The 15,333-nt window shown below is 66.6% G+C and carries 18 protein-coding genes; 8 read left to right on the top strand and 10 right to left on the bottom strand.

Annotation, left to right across the window (positions count from 1 at the left end):
- Window positions 1–158: 158 nt before the first annotated feature.
- Window positions 159–1,775: an MBL fold metallo-hydrolase gene (locus tag EAO27_RS20215; RefSeq protein ID WP_242774639.1), complete on the bottom strand. Its 1,617-nt coding sequence runs from the start codon at window positions 1,773–1,775 to the stop codon at window positions 159–161.
- Between the two features lie 31 nt (window positions 1,776–1,806).
- Window positions 1,807–2,391: an NAD(P)H-dependent oxidoreductase gene (locus EAO27_RS20220; RefSeq protein WP_242774644.1), complete on the bottom strand. Its 585-nt coding sequence runs from the start codon at window positions 2,389–2,391 to the stop codon at window positions 1,807–1,809.
- 644 nt (window positions 2,392–3,035) lie between these two features.
- Here EAO27_RS20220 and EAO27_RS20225 point away from each other — a divergent pair.
- The 3 genes from EAO27_RS20225 to EAO27_RS20235 all read left to right on the top strand — a co-directional run bounded on the left by EAO27_RS20225 (window position 3,036) and on the right by EAO27_RS20235 (window position 5,577).
- Complete coding sequence (locus tag EAO27_RS20225) at window positions 3,036–4,583, top strand: PAS domain S-box protein (RefSeq protein ID WP_242780678.1); 1,548 nt, start codon at window positions 3,036–3,038, stop codon at window positions 4,581–4,583.
- Window positions 4,573–5,187 carry a response regulator gene (locus EAO27_RS20230; RefSeq protein ID WP_242780680.1) on the top strand — a complete coding sequence of 205 codons (615 nt, stop codon included), beginning with the start codon at window positions 4,573–4,575 and terminating at the stop codon, window positions 5,185–5,187. Before EAO27_RS20225 ends, EAO27_RS20230 begins: the two co-directional genes overlap by 11 nt.
- Before the next feature lie 72 nt (window positions 5,188–5,259).
- A complete protein-coding gene (locus EAO27_RS20235; protein WP_242774647.1) occupies window positions 5,260–5,577 on the top strand; it encodes a LuxR C-terminal-related transcriptional regulator in 318 nt (105 codons plus the stop codon).
- A gap of 4 nt (window positions 5,578–5,581) precedes the next feature.
- Here the strand turns inward: EAO27_RS20235 and EAO27_RS20240 are convergent, their stop codons facing one another.
- From EAO27_RS20240 to EAO27_RS20255, 4 genes are read right to left on the bottom strand one after another with little or no spacing between them, the layout of a single operon-like run.
- Window positions 5,582–6,883, bottom strand: coding sequence for a divalent metal cation transporter (locus EAO27_RS20240; protein WP_242774650.1), 1,302 nt, complete (start codon window positions 6,881–6,883; stop codon window positions 5,582–5,584).
- Between the two features lie 34 nt (window positions 6,884–6,917).
- Entirely contained in the window at window positions 6,918–8,192 is a 1,275-nt protein-coding gene (locus EAO27_RS20245) for a DUF4010 domain-containing protein (RefSeq protein ID WP_242774665.1), read from the bottom strand.
- Window positions 8,193–8,213: 21 nt separating this feature from the next.
- Entirely contained in the window at window positions 8,214–8,543 is a 330-nt protein-coding gene (locus EAO27_RS20250; RefSeq protein ID WP_242774668.1) for a TraR/DksA C4-type zinc finger protein, read from the bottom strand.
- Complete coding sequence (locus tag EAO27_RS20255) at window positions 8,543–8,791, bottom strand: DUF465 domain-containing protein (RefSeq protein WP_242774671.1); 249 nt, start codon at window positions 8,789–8,791, stop codon at window positions 8,543–8,545. The genes EAO27_RS20250 and EAO27_RS20255 overlap by 1 nt, the downstream gene beginning before the upstream one ends.
- A gap of 376 nt (window positions 8,792–9,167) precedes the next feature.
- On the opposite strand from EAO27_RS20255, the gene EAO27_RS20260 reads away from it, so the two are divergent.
- From EAO27_RS20260 to EAO27_RS20270, 3 genes are all read left to right on the top strand, one after another.
- A complete protein-coding gene (locus EAO27_RS20260) occupies window positions 9,168–10,142 on the top strand; it encodes a L,D-transpeptidase (RefSeq protein WP_278190171.1) in 975 nt (324 codons plus the stop codon).
- Window positions 10,143–10,243: 101 nt separating this feature from the next.
- Window positions 10,244–11,038 carry a universal stress protein gene (locus EAO27_RS20265; protein ID WP_242774677.1) on the top strand — a complete coding sequence of 265 codons (795 nt, stop codon included), beginning with the start codon at window positions 10,244–10,246 and terminating at the stop codon, window positions 11,036–11,038.
- Between the two features lie 136 nt (window positions 11,039–11,174).
- The gene (locus EAO27_RS20270; protein ID WP_242774680.1) at window positions 11,175–11,588 is read left to right on the top strand and encodes a response regulator; all 414 of its coding nucleotides are present in this window, start codon (window positions 11,175–11,177) and stop codon (window positions 11,586–11,588) included.
- 31 nt (window positions 11,589–11,619) lie between these two features.
- Here EAO27_RS20270 and EAO27_RS20275 read toward each other — a convergent pair whose 3' ends face one another.
- From EAO27_RS20275 to EAO27_RS20290, 4 genes are all read right to left on the bottom strand, one after another.
- Window positions 11,620–11,820 (bottom strand): hypothetical protein, encoded by a 201-nt coding sequence (locus tag EAO27_RS20275; RefSeq protein WP_242774683.1) that lies wholly within the window; start codon window positions 11,818–11,820, stop codon window positions 11,620–11,622.
- A 99-nt stretch (window positions 11,821–11,919) separates the two neighbouring features.
- On the bottom strand, window positions 11,920–12,891 hold the full coding sequence (locus EAO27_RS20280; RefSeq protein WP_242774686.1) for a zinc-dependent alcohol dehydrogenase family protein: 972 nt from the start codon (window positions 12,889–12,891) through the stop codon (window positions 11,920–11,922).
- Window positions 12,892–12,950: 59 nt separating this feature from the next.
- Window positions 12,951–13,508: a GNAT family N-acetyltransferase gene (locus tag EAO27_RS20285; RefSeq protein WP_242774689.1), complete on the bottom strand. Its 558-nt coding sequence runs from the start codon at window positions 13,506–13,508 to the stop codon at window positions 12,951–12,953.
- A 367-nt stretch (window positions 13,509–13,875) separates the two neighbouring features.
- Window positions 13,876–14,541: a DUF1501 domain-containing protein gene (locus tag EAO27_RS20290; RefSeq protein WP_242774692.1), complete on the bottom strand. Its 666-nt coding sequence runs from the start codon at window positions 14,539–14,541 to the stop codon at window positions 13,876–13,878.
- Window positions 14,542–14,666: 125 nt separating this feature from the next.
- Here EAO27_RS20290 and EAO27_RS20295 point away from each other — a divergent pair, with 125 nt between their 5' ends.
- A complete protein-coding gene (locus tag EAO27_RS20295) occupies window positions 14,667–14,921 on the top strand; it encodes a hypothetical protein (protein ID WP_242774695.1) in 255 nt (84 codons plus the stop codon).
- Window positions 14,922–15,071: 150 nt separating this feature from the next.
- Window positions 15,072–15,197 (top strand): hypothetical protein, encoded by a 126-nt coding sequence (locus EAO27_RS20955; protein ID WP_278190111.1) that lies wholly within the window; start codon window positions 15,072–15,074, stop codon window positions 15,195–15,197.
- Window positions 15,198–15,333 lie beyond the last annotated feature (136 nt).

A 15,333-nucleotide genomic window follows, 5' to 3' on the forward strand; every position in this document is an offset into this window, starting at 1 on the left:
TCCTTTGCCGAACTGTCGGCGCCTTCTCTAACCCGGCGGGTCGCTCTTCGCTGTTGGGGATTATACGGAGTCGGCCGCGGCTCTCCGCGGTGGCCGACCGCGTGCTTTCATCTGGTAGCGCTGATCGCCGATGCGGTCCGTCGCAAGGCCTGGCTTGGCTAGGCCGCGCGGCGGCGGCGCTTCTGTTCCGATCGCGCCGCTTCATATCCCGCCAGGATGCGGCGCATCTCTTCGAGCGCCTTGCGGCGGCCTGCCTCGGTGCGGATATGCGCCAGATTATGCTTCAGGTTCGCGGCGAAGTCGGCATACTCGTTCTGCCAGTCCTCGCCCGCGATCGCGGCGAGATCGACGCGCCCGGTTTCGATCCGCTTCGGCACGCTGCCGGACGCCAACGCGAAGCACTCGCCGATTCCGGGTGCCACGATCGCGAGCCCGGGAGCGTCCGTCCGGATGAGGTCCTGCAGTGCAGCGATGGCCTCGCTCTCGCCATGGTCGAGGAACAGCCCGCCCCTGATCGGGAGGCGGTCGCGAATCCAGGCTTCGAGTTCGTCGCGGTCGGCGTGCGCCGAATAGGTATCGATACGCCGGATCGCGGCGCGGACGTTGATGTCCTTTCCCGAAAGGCGCACCCGCTTGGCGCCGTCGAGGATCACCCGTCCGAGCGATCCGCGGGCCTGGAACCCCACGAACAGGATCGTCGACTGGCGCCGATGCAGATTATGTTCGAGATGATGGCGGATCCGACCGCCCTCGCACATGCCCGAGGCCGCGAGGATAATCGCCCCCGACACGCTGTTGAGGCGGATCGACTCGGCAACATCCTCGACGTAACGGATCGACGGATGACGAAAGATGTCTGCGCCCTCGACATCCTGAAGTTCGGTCGCATGCGCCGCGAAGACTTTCGTCGCGCGGCTGGCGAGCGGCGAATCGACGAAGATCGGGACATTGGGAATACGGCCCGCATCGGCGAGCCGCGCGAGGTCGAGGAGCAGTTCCTGCGTCCTTTCGAGCGCAAAGGTTGGAACCACGAGATTGCCGCCGCGCGCCAGGGCGGTCTTGACCTCGGTTTCGAGCAGCGCGCGGCGCTCTTCGATCGTGACCTTGGGCCGCGAACGGTCGCCATAGGTCGACTCGCAGACGACATAATCCAGGTCCGCGGGGGCTTCGGGATCCTCCTGGAACGCCTTGTTGTCGGGGCCGAGATCGCCGGAGAACAGCGTGCGAACGCCGCCCGCCTCGAACTCGACCGACGCCGAGCCGAGGATATGGCCGGCGTTCCATAGCCTTGCCTTCATGCCCGCTGCCGGTTCGAACCATTCAGCGAGGGGCACGGGTCTTGCGAGGCGCCAGGCGCGCAGGCCGTCCTGCTCGGTGTAGAGCGGACGGAAGCGTTCCTCGCCTGCGCGGTCGTAGCGCCGATTGCGGCGTTCGGTGTCGCTTTCCTGGATACGGCCGGCGTCGGCGAGCATATATTCGAGAAGATCGGCGGTCGCCTCGGTGCACCAGATCGGGCCGCGATAGCCGTCCGCGGCGAGTTTGGGCAGCAATCCGCAATGATCGATGTGGGAATGGGTCAGGACCACGGCATCGATCCGCGCGACGTCGAAGCCGAAAGCCCCGTGGTTGAGCGTCTCGAGGCTGCGCGAGCCCTGGAACAGCCCGCAGTCGATGAGGATCTTGCGTTCACCGAGCGTGACTTCCATGCAGGAGCCGGTGACCGTACCCGCTGCACCGTGAAATTTGAGCGTCAGCGGATCTGCTACATCAACCATGGCCGGTTTCCTTCATCGCCGCTCATCCTGCTCATCGCCCGGCGGCGCCGCGCGCGGTCATCGTCTCGAGCCACATGGCCCGATGCCTCGGGTCGCCCTCGACATTGCCGACGATACTGCGCTCGACGGGCGCGATACCGACGAAACCGAGAATGTTGCGCTCGAGGCTGCGCAGGCTGTGAGCGCCAAAGTAGAAGCGATAGAAAAGGGCGGGCATGCCCATCGTCAGGACGGCGTGGGCGGTTCGTCCCTTGAGCGCCTTTTCGGGAAAGCCCTTGGGGCGCGGATGAAAGGCGAAACCGGGTCGCATGACCTGCTCGAAGAAGCCCTTGAGCAAGGCGGGGAGATCGCCAAGCCAGAGCGGGTAAAAAATGACGAGATGCTCGGCCCAGACGATGTCGTCCTGCGCCTCGGCAATCGCACGCGGGAGCGGGCCGTTCTCCCATTCTGCGCGGCTCGTCACGAAATCGAATTCGAGGGTCGCGATATTGATCCGGCGGATCTCGTGCCCGGCGGCCGCCGCCGCTGCGGCATAGGTGTCGGCGAGAGCGTGGAGGAAGCGCGCCGGGTCGGGGTCCGGATGGCCATCGATGATCGTGATGCGCCTGGCCTTCATCGATGACCTCCTTCTGCGCCCGTGCGGATATCGCGCCGGAAAACGGGTGCGGGCCGCTGCGCCGATCGTGCAAGGCAGGCGGCGGCTCTCCTGCCGTATCTGCGCGGCCCGGCCATCGTCTGCCATCCGTAGTTTCCCTGATGGCCGGGATGCATCGCGGCCCCTGCCGGGGGCGGCATGGCCCTTAAGGAGGGTTACGGATCGCAAAAGCGCCAGCCATTTCGCTCGCGGCCCGAATCCGCTATGGAGCGAGGCGGGGGAAGGGACGCCTGCGCGATGGCGCGGCCCCTGTGGCGCGGGCGGAGGCCGCGCGGTCGATGATGCTGGTGCACCGCTCTTTCACCGTCCGGCTTGCCTGTGCGCTGGTGCTCGTCGCGGCGGCCGGGCTCCTGCGTCATGGGCTTGAGCCCTGGCTCGGCAACGCGCTTCCCTTTCTGTTGTTTGCGCCGGCCATTCTGGCGGCGGCCATTCTCGCCGGGCCTGTCGCGGCTTCGATCGCGATGCTGCCTGCGCTCGCGCTTGGACTCTATTTCGCGGGCTATCGCGGTGGAGATATCCAGGCGTTCGTCGAAGCGGCGGTGTTTCTGCTGACGGCCGGCGGGATCATCGCCTTGGCGGCCGGCTTCGAACGAATGCGGGGCCGGATGCGCGAGAGCGATCGGCGCGCCCGGCGCCGCGACGCGGAAGCCGCGCTCGTCGCCGAAGAGCTCAATCTTTTGATCGACGGCGCGCAGGGGCATGCCATCTATCTGCTCGATGCCGAAGGGCGGGTGACGATCTGGAACGAGGGAGCCGAGCGCCTCAAGGGCTGGCGCGAGGAGGAAGTGGTCGGGAAGGATGCCTCGATCTTCTATCCGTCCGATGCGATTGCGGCCGGCAAGCCGGAAGAAGATCTGGCTGTCGCCGCGCGCGACGGGCGGTTCGAGACCGAGGACTGGCGCGTCCGCAAGGACGGATCGGAGTATCTCGCCGACGTCTCGATCACGGCGCTCAGGAATCGCGATGGTGGCTTGCGCGGCTTCGCCAAGATCGTCTCGGATATCACCGGGCGTCGTGCGGCTGAAGAGGCCCTCCGATCGCAGGAGAGTCACCTCCGTTCGATCCTCTCGACGGTGCCCGACGCGATGGTCGTGATCGACGACGAGGGGTTGATCCTGTCGTTCAGTGCGGCCGCGGAGCGCCTGTTCGGCTATAGGGAGGCGGAACTGCTTGGGGTCAATGTAAGCCGCCTCATGCCCTCGCCGGACCGCGAGCGGCACGATGCCTATATCAAGCGCTATCTGCAGACCGGAGAGAAGCGGATCATCGGCATCGGACGGGTGGTGTTCGCCGAGCGAAAGGACGGATCGACCTTTCCGATGGAGCTGTCGATCGGCGAGGCGGCAGGCGATGTGCATCCGCTGTTCACCGGTTTCATCCGCGATCTGACCGAACGGCAGCAGACCGAAGCGAGGCTCGAATCGCTCCAGTCCGAACTCATCCACGTCTCGCGCGTCAGTGCGATGGGGACGATGGCCTCGACGCTTGCGCACGAACTCAACCAGCCGCTCACTGCGGTCGCCAACTATGTCGAGGCGGTGCGCGATCTGCTTGTCGATCCTGATCCGGCCGACATTCCGATGATCCATGATGCGCTCGACGACACGGCGAAGGAAGCGCTGCGCGCCGGCCATATCGTACGGCGCCTGCGCGATTTCGTCGCCCGCGGCGAAGTCGAGAAGACGATCGAGAAACTGCCGCTGCTGATCAACGAGGCGGCCGTCCTGGGCCTGATGGGCGCGCGCGAGAAGGGGGTAGAACCGCGCTTCGACCTCGATCCCTATGCCTCCCCGGTCCTGGTCGACAAGGTTCAGATTCAGCAGGTGCTGATCAACCTTGTCCGCAATGCGGTCGAGGCGATGGCCGCCAGTCCGGTGCGCCAGCTTACCGTTACCAGTCGCCCCGACCAGCGTGGCTTCGTGCGCGTTATCGTGGCCGACACGGGGCCGGGGGTTGCGCCCGAGGTGGCCGAGCAGCTGTTTACGGCCTTCGTCAGCACCAAAGCCGAAGGCATGGGCCTCGGCCTGTCGATCTGCCGGACGATCGTCGAGGCGAACGGCGGCCGGATCTGGATGGAAGCGCGCGAAGGCGGCGGTACCGAATTTCATTTCACCCTGGTGAGCGCGAAAGCGGAGGACAATGATGTCGGATAGAAAGCTCGTGCATATCGTCGATGACGAGGATGCGATCCGGCGGTCGGCGAGCTTCATGCTGAAGACATCGGGCTATGTCGTCGAGACCTGGCCGAGCGGTGCGGCCTTCCTCAAGGAAATCGGCCATGTCCCGGAAGGATGTGTACTGCTCGACGTGCGCATGCCCGAGATGGACGGGCTCGAGGTCCAGCAGGCGCTCCTCGATCGCGGGGTGATGATGCCCGTCATCGTCCTGACCGGCCATGCCGATGTGTCGATCGCGGTGCGCGCGATGAAGGCCGGCGCCGTCGACTTCCTGGAAAAGCCGTTCGAGAAGGCCGTTCTGATCGCTGCAATCGAAACTGCCTTCGCGCGCATCGCCTCGGCGGATGGCGCCGCGGCGCGCGCGGCAGAAGCCGATGTCATTCTGGCCGTGCTGACGCCGCGCGAGCGCGAGGTACTCGAGGGGCTCGCGCAAGGGCTCCCGAACAAGACGATCGCCTATGATCTCGGCATTTCGCCGCGCACGGTCGAGGTCCATCGTGCCAACCTCATGGCAAAGCTCGATGTCCGTAGCCTCTCGGACGCGCTCAGGCTGGCTTTTGCGGCGGGTCTCGGCGCCTGAGTCCATGCGGACATTACGTAGCGACCCCTCGTGCGTGCGCCGCTAGAGCTGGCGCATCGGGAGGATCGATGCATGGCGGCCCGCACTGGAGACGATATGGCCACCGCGAGGGGTCGCCCGGCCGGATCCGCATGGTCGGCCGGGTTTCGCAAGCGCGGGGCGCGACCGGACATCGACTTGCTGACACGCCGCGAGGTCGAGGTGATCGCCGGGCTGGTCCGCGGGCTCACGAACAAGCAGATCGGCGCCGATCTGGGGATCAGCCATCGCACCGTCGAGATTCATCGTTCGCGCCTGATGCGCAAACTCGGCGTCTCGACGCTGGCTGCGCTCCTTGGATTGGTCATTCCGCAGCGGGCCCGCATCGAAGCGCGGCTGCGCGGCGGCTGACCGGTCAGCCGCGCCCGCTCAGAACGAAAAAGAAGAAGAGGCAGGAGGCTGCGGCCATGACCGCCGTCGCCGCCCAGCCGCCCCATGTCTGTCGGCGCGATACGACAAGGCGGCCCATCGCGCGCGGATTGCGGGCGATCAGCATCATGACCGCCATCAGGGGCGCCGCGAGCACTCCGTTGACGACGGCCGCCCAGTAGAGCGCGCGCGCAGGATCGATCCCGAGCATCGACAGCGAGGCTCCGGCAAGCGTGGTCGCCGCGATCGTTCCATAGAAGAGTCGCGCGGAAAGCGGCTTGGCATCGAGGCTGCCCGCGATGCCCGCCATCTCGGTCACGGCATAGGCGGCCGATCCGGCGAGCACCGGCACGGCGAGAAGGCCGGTGCCGATGATTCCGAGCGCGAACATCGCGAAAGCGAACTGCCCGGCGACCGGACGGAGCGCTTCGGCCGCCTGCGCCGATGTCGCGATGTCGCTGATGCCCTCGGCGTGCAGCGTCGCGGCGGTGGCGAAGACGATCGCGAGCGAGATGATCGTGCTGAACGCCATGCCGGTGAGCGTGTCGAGCCGGATGCGCTTCAGTTCGGGACCCGCCGCAGCCGGGGTCAGGCAGAGCGGCTTGGCGTGGCGGCGGTGCTGCTCCTCGATTTCCTGACCCGCCTGCCAGAAGAAGAGATAGGGGCTGATCGTCGTGCCGAGAATGGCCACGAAGGCCGTCGCATAGGCGGCATTGAGTTCGATGTGGGGAAGCACGAGAGCGCCGAGCGCCTTGCCCCAGGGGACATGGACGACGAACAGAACCGCGACATAGGTGAAGAGGGTCAGCGTCGTCCATTTGAGGATAGATGCATAGCGCGGATAGCTGAGCCCGACTTCGAGCACGATGCTGACGATACCGAACAGCAAGGTGTAGAGCCCGGCGCTACCGCCCGCGAGAAGCGCGAGGGCGGCCCCCATCGCCGCGAGATCGGCACCGAGGTTGATGATGTTGGCGACGAGCAGCAGCGAGACCATCGACCAGAGCAGCGGGCGCGGATAGTGACGCCGCAGGTTGCGCGCGATCCCGGCTCCGGTGACGCGGCCGATCTCGGCGGCAACCTCCTGGATCGCGACCATCAGCGGAAAGCTGAGGACGAAGGTCCATGACAGCCGGTAGCCGAAGGCGGCCCCGATCTGGCTGTGCGTGCCGATGCCGCTGGGATCGTCGTCGGCCGCTCCGGCTATCAGGCCCGGTCCGAGGGTGCGGACGAGGGCGATCGGACCTCGTGGCGATTCCGGCTCGGTTTCGGCACCTTTCGCCGTCATCGGCGTGGCTTCGGCGGGCGGGGAGTGCATCGCGTCAGACCAGCAGGACCGGAACGAGCGCGAGGCTTGCCGCAACGCCGAGGACGAGGGGCGCCGCGAGTTTCCAGCCCTTGTGCCATCCCGCGACGGCGACCGCCGTTGCGCCCTTGAACAATGTGTTGGCGAGCACTGGAGCGATGATGACGATCGTCGCCAGCTGGCCTTCGAGCATATTCGCGGGAAGCGATCCAACCGTGATGATCGCCGAATCGACGTCGGCCAGACCGGAGAGCGCAATGACCAGTGCGAGCCCCTTCTCGCCCACCAGGGCCATCATCCAGCGCGCGCCGACGGTTATGAGCATGACCAGCAGCATCAGGCCGATGGCTGGCGCGAGGCGGAACGGGTTTTTGAGTTCGACCGGGTGCTCGGTTCGGGATGATCGCTGCCCGCGAAAGGCCCAGGCCACCGCCCCCGCACTGACCAGCGCGGCCGGCGCGGCGACCCAGGCGAAAGCGGGCATGGCAGCAGGTGCAAGGACGAGTGTAAGGATGATCGCTCGCACAAGCATGACCGCCGACGCGGCTCCGATCCCCGCGATCGCCATCGCCTGACTTTCCTCGCCGTCGCGGACCCGCATCGCGAGCGCGGCGGTCACCGCTGTCGACGAAACCATGGCGCCGGTTGCCGCCATGATGAGCGTCCCGCGCGCCGTTCCGAAGCGTTTGGCGGCAACATAGCCGAGAAACGAGAAGCCAGAGACGAAGACGACCACAAGCCACAATTGGCGGGGGTTCCAGGCGTCATAGGGACCATAGGCCTGGTCGGGCAGCAGCGGCAATATGGCGAGCGCGATCAGGGCGAAGCGGGCGATCGCACCGATCTCGACGTCGCTGAGGCCCGCAAGCCAGCCGTGCAACTCGGACCGCAGCGCGAGGATCATCGTCGTTGCGGCCGCCACGATCGTCGCGGTTTGCGCCTCGCCGCTCGCCGCCAGATAGCCGCAGCCGACCGTGATCAGCGCGGCGAGGCTCGTCGTTCCGCTGAGCTGGTCGGGGCTGCGGGCCGTCTTGGCATAGCCGATCAGCACGAGAATTGCCGCCGCAGCCAGCAGGATTGCGGCGTGGGCAGCGCTTCGCTCCATGATCGTTCCCGCGAGGCCACCCGCAAGCCCCAGCAGGGCGAAGGTGCGAATGCCCGCGAAACGGCTGCCTACCGGTGCGTTGCGGAGAGTCCAGCCGCGCTGGACGCCGACGAGAAGCCCGAGCAGAAGCGCTAGGCCGAGACCTGCGGCGGGGGCCAGGATTGCGGGAATGGCGATGTCGGGCATGGCGGGCGGCGGCCGGACGCGTCAGTCGCCGAACTCGCGCTCGCATTCGATGCAATGCGCCGCCGTCGGCATCGCTTCGAGCCGCGCGGCATCGATCGGAATCCCGCACGACGTGCAAAGGCCGTATCGCCCGGCGTCGAGGCGCGCGAGCGCATGGCGGATCGCCTGCATCTCCTCGGCGGCGGCACGTTCTTCGGCGTCGAGAATCTCGCGGCCCTCGCGTTCGGTCGCCTGTTCGCCGAAATCATCGTCGAGCGGCGTTCGCTGTTCGCCTTCGATCCGCTCGACCTGCGCCGCCAGCCGCGCGAGACGCGCGGTCAGATCGGCCCGGATTTCCGCCAGATTGTGCATCACAGCGTCTCCTCGTCCGCAATAAGGCTCGAGACTTCGTCGAGCAGGAGCAGCCTCTCTTTCTTCAGCTCTTCGAGCCTCTCGTTGGAAACTGCGTCGAGGCCCGCCTCGGCGCGCCGGATCTGCGCCTCGAGATCGTGATGATCGCTGGCGAGCTTTCGGAAACGCTCGTTCCCAAGCTTCAGCGCATGAAGCGTCGGGCCGTGATCCGGAAACAGCGCGTGCAGGTCGTGTCCGGCTTCACTCATCGTCCATTCCTTTCATCGGCGAACAGGTCATCCGGTCGATTCCTTGCGCCCGCGCGCGCCTGCTGTCGTTACGCAAAAGCCCTTACGCCGCGCTTCCCCAGCATACGTACAGTTGCGTAATCATGGACCCGCGACGCGCCGCTATCCGAGCAGCATGAAGGATCTACGACTCGGTTTCGCGTCCACGAACCGCCGTCATGGCCGTGCTTGCGTTCGACCGTGCGGTCCGCGGGCATGGGAGGCATGAGATGAGCAATTGCGCGTCCTGTCCGGTCCGTTGCCGCGCCATCTGCGACGACCTCGACGCTGAAAAGGTGGAGGCGGCGCATTGCCGATCGGCCCCGCGTCGCGGTCATGGCGGGCTGAGATGGTTATGATGCGGAGGGCAAAACGAAAGGCAATGCTGCTCCTCGGTGCAGTGCTGCTGGGCCCCTTGGCGGTCGCAGCCGCGGCCGCGCCTCCGCCCGAGTCAGGGCAGAGCGTCATGGTGGCGGCAGAAAGGATGAAACCCGGCGACTATATCTGGGCGCCCGAGATAGCGCCGCAGGGGCCGCTGCTCATGATCGTCAGCCTGACGACCCAGCGCGCGACGCTCTATCGCAATGGTGTGCCGATCGCGATCACGACCGTCTCGACCGGCAAGCCGGGACACGAGACGCCGACGGGAGTGTTCACGATCCTCCAGCGCCAGGTCGAGCATTATTCGAGCCTCTACGACAATGCCCCCATGCCCTATATGCAGCGGCTGACCTGGGGCGGGGTCGCTCTGCACGGCGGCACGCTGCCGGGCTATCCCGCGTCGCACGGCTGCATCCGCCTTCCGCAGGCGTTTGCGCGGCTTCTCTATGGCGTCACCCGCCTCGGGATGACGGTGATCGTTACCGACGCGGCGGCGATTCCGCGCGCGGCGCCTGCCGACCCGCTGCTCCGGTCGGACAGGTCGCCCGCACAAGGGGCGACGATGTGGAATCCGGAACGCGCGCCGAGCGGCCCGGTCTCGATCATCGTCAGCGGCACCGATCGCCGCATGCTCGTCTTGCGGAGCGGAATCGTGATCGGATCGGCGCCGGTCCGGATCGATGGTCCGGTGACCGGAGCTTCGGCTTTCCTGATGCGGGCAGGCGATGCTGGTGAAGCCTCCTGGCTCGAAATACCGATGCCGGGGGCCATCGCCGCCGCTTCGCCGACCGGCTTTGCCGGCCGCGTCCATGTCGCGGACGATGTGCGCGCGCTGGTGGCGCCGTTGCTCGTGCCGGGAACGAGCGTGATCATTGCGCCCGATTCGCTTCGCGCGGCCGATACCGAGCCGATCGAGCTTCTCGACAGCGACGGTGGGCCGCCGGCGCGATGATCGACGAAGGGGAGGCGGCAGTGGCCTCCATATCCGTATCATTGCGCATATCGGCCCGCGAGCGCCGCTCATAGGCTGCAACCGGAAGAAGGAGATGGGCCATGAAGAATATCCTTTTGCTGGTGCATGACGATCATGGCCAGGAAGCAAGGCTGCAGGCGGCGCTCGACATCGCGCGGGCGGTCGAGGGGCACCTCACCTGCATCGACGTCACGCCCTATCCGGTGATCGCCGGCGATGGGTTCGGCTTTGCCGAGACCGTGGTCGTGCTCGACGAGCGCGAAAGCGAGGCGAAGAACAAGGCGGCGATCAGCGATCGCCTGTCGCGCGAGGATGTCAGCTGGAGCTGGATCGACGTGATGGACGAGATCGCGGGCGCGGTGCTCGACGCGGCGGACCTCGCCGACCTGATTGTCCTCAACTGCGCGCTCGACGGGTTCCCGCTGCCCGATATGCGCGACATCACGAGCCGCATCGTCGCGCGCGCGAGTGCGCCGGTCCTTGCCGTGCCCGGGGGGCTTGAGCGGTTCGAACTCGAACGCGCGCTGGTTGCGTGGGATGGCCGTCCCTCTTCGGCGGCAGCTCTTCGCGCCGCGGTGCCCCTCCTCGCCTTCGCGAAGGAGGTCGAGATCTTCACCGCGCAGGGACCCGACACTCATATCGCGCCGGAGGAAGCGGCGCTCTATCTGTCGCGCCACGGAATCAGGGCGGTGGTCCGATCGACCGACATCGGCAAATTCCATGCCGATTTTCTGATCGCGGACGAGGCGGTGCTGTTCGGCGCCGATTATATCGTCATGGGCGCATATGGTCGCGGGCGGCTGCGCGAGACGTTCGGCGGCACGACCAGGAATCTGCTCACCAAGAACAAACATGCCTTGCTGATGAGTCATTGATGCGGCTTTCCTCTGTCGGCCGGCTTCGGGCTCGCTTCTGCGACCGGGTGAGCCCGAAGAGCCCCGGATATTCCTTTGAATGCAGCCGTCCGAACGGCTCGGCCTCGACACTGCAGCGGCGACAGGGACCAGAGACATGCTGACCGCGAGAGAAGGGTGGAGCCAACCGCCGCCCTCCGTCCTTATCGTCGAAGACGACCCGGCGGTGCGTCGCTCGCTGCTACTTCTGCTTCAGGGACGCGGTTTTGCGGCAAAGGCCTGGTCGGCGGCCGACCCGGCGCTTGCCGACGCCGCGCACACAGCACCCGACTGCCTCATCGTCGATTACCGGCTCGACGGTTGCGACGGGATCGCGATGCTCGTCTCGCTTCGCGCCGATGGCTGGCGCGGGCCCGCCATTCTGATATCGGCCTATGGCTCTGCGGAGCTGGGCATTCGCGCCAGGGAAGCCGGCTTCGCTCTCATTCTTGAGAAGCCGCTTCGCGAGCATGCGCTGATAGACGCCGTGACCCGCCTCACGCGGAACGGGGCCCCGTCGCCGGGAAGCTGAGATCCAGAGTCGCGTACGGCGCGCGAGGCTGTCAGTCGGGATATTCTATCGGGACCGTTTCGGGATGGCTGTCGGGGACGACCGGCGTTTCCTGCGGCGTGCGCAGCGGCTGATTGTCGGGCGCGGGGGGCGGCGTTTCGGGATAGCGCTTCGCCGGCATGGGGGGCGGGTCGCAGTCGGGGCATTCGGGCGGCCGCGGTGCGCGAGGGGTGTCATCAGCGATGTCGTTCATGCCCGAAGCTCCTGTGAAGTTCGCCCATTGTCGCGCACCCCGTTGAGGCCGGCCATTGGGGATTGTCCGTATCGACGCGTTGCCCCGTGCGGTCCGCTGCTATGGGACAAGGACGAGGGCGCCCGTCACCTCGCCGCGCCGAAGCCGATCCAGCGCCTCATTGGCTTTGGTGAGCGGCAGCGAGGTCGTGAAGGTCTGGATTCCTGTGCGCGCGGCCAGCGCCAGAAACTCCGTGCCGTCGCTGCGCGTCAGGTTGGCGACCGAGGCGATCGACCGCTCTTCCCACAGGTCGGCATAAGCGAAGGAGGGGATGTCGCTCATATATATCCCGGCGCAAATCACCCGTCCGCCCTTGCGAGTCCGGCGCAGGGCTTCGGGAACGAGCGCGCCGACAGGGGCGAACAGGATCGCGGCGTCGAGTTCGACGGGTGGGGCTTCGTTCGACGCGCCGGCCCAGATGCAGCCGAGCCGCCGTGCGAACGCCTGACCCGCGACGTCTCCCTCTCGCGTGAAAGCATAGACCTCGCGGCCCTCGGCGAAGGCCACCTGTGCCAGGAGATGGGCCGCTGCGCCGAACCCGTAGAGCCCGATACGGGGCGCCTCGCCCGCCATGCGATAGGCGCGATACCCAATGAGTCCGGCGCATAACAAGGGCGCGGCGTGCACATCGTCGAACGCATCGGGAAGGGCAAAGGCGAAACCGGCGTCCGCGATGCAGTATGACGCGAACCCGCCGTCACGGGAGAACCCCGTGAATTCGGGTGCGTCACAGAGATTTTCGCGACCGGCGGTGCAATAAGGGCATTGTCCGCAGCTCTTGCCGAGCCACGGAACCCCGACGCGGTCGCCCGGCTGGAAGCCGGTGACGCCGGAGCCGAGTGCATCGACACGGCCGACGATCTCATGACCGGGAACGATGGGGAGCGCACCTTTGAGGTCGCCATCGACGATATGAAGATCGGTCCGGCACACACCGCAGGCGGTGACCAGAATGCCGATCTCGCCCGGCCCGGGCGTGGTGAACCTGCGCTCGACGCGCCGCAGGGGCGTTCCGGGCGCGTCGAGTTGCATCGCATAATATGTCCGGGGCACCCGCTTTTCCTCGTCGTTGGGGCCGGAGTATGAACGGATCAGCCGGGCTGGGTGAGGTCAAGCTCGAGAAGCGCGAGCGTAGCGTCGCCGTCGTAGTTGCTGGCCCGGAAACCCAGCGTCCGCTCGACCTCCATCGCGCCACGGTTGGCGCGGCTCTCGATCGAGCGCAGCGTCTTGAGCCCCCGGCTGCGCGCGAGCTCGATCGCGTGATGAAGCAAGGTCCAGCCGACCCCGCGTGTCTTGTAGGCTGGCGCGATCGCGATCGCGACTTCGGCGCTGACAAAGGCTTCGTCTGCCGCGATCAGCAAACTCGCGACCAGCTTGCCTGTCTCGACGTCGAAGGCGAGGAGATGCTCGCGGTGCCGATGGTCGACCCCGACCATCGCGGCGAGCTGCGCGCTCGAGAGATGCGGCTGTCCGCTGAGAAAGCGGAACATCATGTCGTCCGCTGTCAGGCCGTTGAAGAATCGATCGACGATATCGACATCGCTCTCGGCGACCGGACGGACGCGCAGTTCAACGCCGCCTCGGGTGAGAAGATGCCCCTCGCTCGCTTCGCTCAGCGTCATATCGGGGGGTGTTGTGACGCTTGTCATGTCCGGTCTCCCTCATGCGTGTCGGGCCGGGAGCGTGGCGTTCTGCGCACTGCCAGCGTGCCTGCGGTCCGGCTTTGCTCGCGAAATGGCGATGGCCTGTTTGCCCGACGCCCCGGCGGCGATCGCCGTGCCGCTTTAATGCCGGGAAGTTCGCAATGTCTCGTCATGGCCTGCTCCTTTGCGGCAACAGGCTAGCGACATGGCTGGCAGGCGCATTTCGTAATTATACGGACTCGATCGTCGACAGGGGGCATGACCGGCACGCACGCACGCGGCGCAAGGAACCGAATGTCCGCTTTCTTCTGTCTGGCCGCAAAAGCTGACAGTCTGCCTGCGGCCAAATCGGTCGTCCAGGTGGTCACCGAATTCACGTCTCGATATCAGGATATAGAGTGCCGACAACGTGCATCGGATCGAGCCCATAATGATGCGCAACGGCGCCGGCGATCACGCTTTCGAGGCTGCGGGTCGGTTTGAGGTCGCGACCTTCGTATCGCGCCGGCGTCGCCAGCCCAGGCCAGTCGGCCGACACCTTGCCGCCTTCCTTCAATCCGCCTCCGAGCAGCATTAGGACCGAAGCGGTGCCATGGTCGGTGCCGCCGGTGCCGTTGACTTCGACCGTGCGGCCGAATTCGGTGGCGACAAGTACGAGCGTGTCCGCCCACGCCGGGCCAAGGCCCGTCCGGAGCGCGCCAGCGAACTTGTCGAGCCCACGCAGTTGTGCCGCGAGCCGACCGCGCTGACCGCTGTGCGTGTCCCATCCGCCCGTTTCGACCATCATCACGCGCGCGCCGTCGGCGGGAAACATCAGCGATGCAGCGAGCTCGCCGAGCTCGGTGCCGTTGCGGCCGTTGTTGCCGCTGATATCGCTCGCCAGTTCTTGCGTTTTGACTGCGCTGTCCCACAAAGGATGGAGCAGCTTGTCATTGGCATACATTGCCGTCAGCCGCGTGATCAGGTCGCTGTCAGCCTGCGGCAAGCGGCTAGGCGCATAGGTCCCGACCTGCATCGTGCCTCGAAGCGCGAGCGGCACCGCGGGCGCGATGGCGATCGCATTTCGCTCGGCGGCGGGAGTAGGGTCAGCAGCCGCCCGACCGAGCCGCTGTCGCGGCCGTAGGGACGCGATCCGCCACCCTTGAGCATATTCTGCCCGTCGAAATGCGAGCGATCACGATAGCCGGTGGCGACGGCGTGAGCGAAATGCGCCTGCTTGCCGGCGTACAGGCCCGCGGTCGTCGCCATTGCCGGGTGCAGCGTGAACATGCTGTCGAGCTTTGCTCCGCCGGCGGTCTCGTCGACCAGCGCGCGGCGGCGAAGGCCGGGTCGCCGATCGGCGCGACGATCCCGAGGCCGTCCGCCGCGCCGCGCTGGATGATGAACACGAGGCGTTTCAGCGTACCCGCGGGGGCATAGGCGAAGCCCGGCAGCGCGCTTGTGGCAGCGACAGCGATCCCCGACAGGATGATAGAGCGGCGTGAGACGATCATCCTTATCTCCGCAAAAAGGCCGGGCTGACGAAGACCATGGCGATGCCCTGGCCGGGCCGTCAGCGCGCGCGATCGCTTGGCCGGTTTCGGGGGTGAGCGCGTCAGCAAGGACCGCTTTCGCGAGCTCGCGGGCGTCGGCGTGGTCGCGGATCCGCCCGGCAATGCGGCTGGCGAGCTCGACGCGCTGCATCAGCGCCGCTGACGCTGCCCACGTCGCGACCTTGTCGTCATAGCCCGCGGGGCCCCTGGGCGCCACACCGGTTGGCCGAGCTGGGTAAACATCGCGGTGATATTCTGTCGCTCGCCGAGCGCGGACCTGGAAACCGGTGTCGTTTGCG

The sequence above is a fragment of the Sphingopyxis sp. YF1 genome (assembly GCF_022701295.1).
GTDB lineage: Bacteria > Pseudomonadota > Alphaproteobacteria > Sphingomonadales > Sphingomonadaceae > Sphingopyxis.

Bases quoted from the DNA above. Each gene is read 5' to 3' on its own strand.
- EAO27_RS20215 (WP_242774639.1), bottom strand. From the start codon at position 1,775: ATGGTTGATGTAGCAGATCCGCTGACGCTCAAATTTCACGGTGCAGCG.
- EAO27_RS20220 (WP_242774644.1), bottom strand. From the start codon at position 2,391: ATGAAGGCCAGGCGCATCACGATCATCGATGGCCATCCGGACCCCGAC.
- EAO27_RS20225 (WP_242780678.1), top strand. From the start codon at position 3,036: ATGCGCGAGAGCGATCGGCGCGCCCGGCGCCGCGACGCGGAAGCCGCG.
- EAO27_RS20230 (WP_242780680.1), top strand. From the start codon at position 4,573: ATGTCGGATAGAAAGCTCGTGCATATCGTCGATGACGAGGATGCGATC.
- EAO27_RS20235 (WP_242774647.1), top strand. From the start codon at position 5,260: ATGGCGGCCCGCACTGGAGACGATATGGCCACCGCGAGGGGTCGCCCG.
- EAO27_RS20240 (WP_242774650.1), bottom strand. From the start codon at position 6,883: ATGACGGCGAAAGGTGCCGAAACCGAGCCGGAATCGCCACGAGGTCCG.
- EAO27_RS20245 (WP_242774665.1), bottom strand. From the start codon at position 8,192: ATGCCCGACATCGCCATTCCCGCAATCCTGGCCCCCGCCGCAGGTCTC.
- EAO27_RS20250 (WP_242774668.1), bottom strand. From the start codon at position 8,543: ATGCACAATCTGGCGGAAATCCGGGCCGATCTGACCGCGCGTCTCGCG.
- EAO27_RS20255 (WP_242774671.1), bottom strand. From the start codon at position 8,791: ATGAGTGAAGCCGGACACGACCTGCACGCGCTGTTTCCGGATCACGGC.
- EAO27_RS20260 (WP_278190171.1), top strand. From the start codon at position 9,168: ATGCGGAGGGCAAAACGAAAGGCAATGCTGCTCCTCGGTGCAGTGCTG.
- EAO27_RS20265 (WP_242774677.1), top strand. From the start codon at position 10,244: ATGAAGAATATCCTTTTGCTGGTGCATGACGATCATGGCCAGGAAGCA.
- EAO27_RS20270 (WP_242774680.1), top strand. From the start codon at position 11,175: ATGCTGACCGCGAGAGAAGGGTGGAGCCAACCGCCGCCCTCCGTCCTT.
- EAO27_RS20275 (WP_242774683.1), bottom strand. From the start codon at position 11,820: ATGAACGACATCGCTGATGACACCCCTCGCGCACCGCGGCCGCCCGAA.
- EAO27_RS20280 (WP_242774686.1), bottom strand. From the start codon at position 12,891: ATGCAACTCGACGCGCCCGGAACGCCCCTGCGGCGCGTCGAGCGCAGG.
- EAO27_RS20285 (WP_242774689.1), bottom strand. From the start codon at position 13,508: ATGACAAGCGTCACAACACCCCCCGATATGACGCTGAGCGAAGCGAGC.
- EAO27_RS20295 (WP_242774695.1), top strand. From the start codon at position 14,667: ATGCGAGCGATCACGATAGCCGGTGGCGACGGCGTGAGCGAAATGCGC.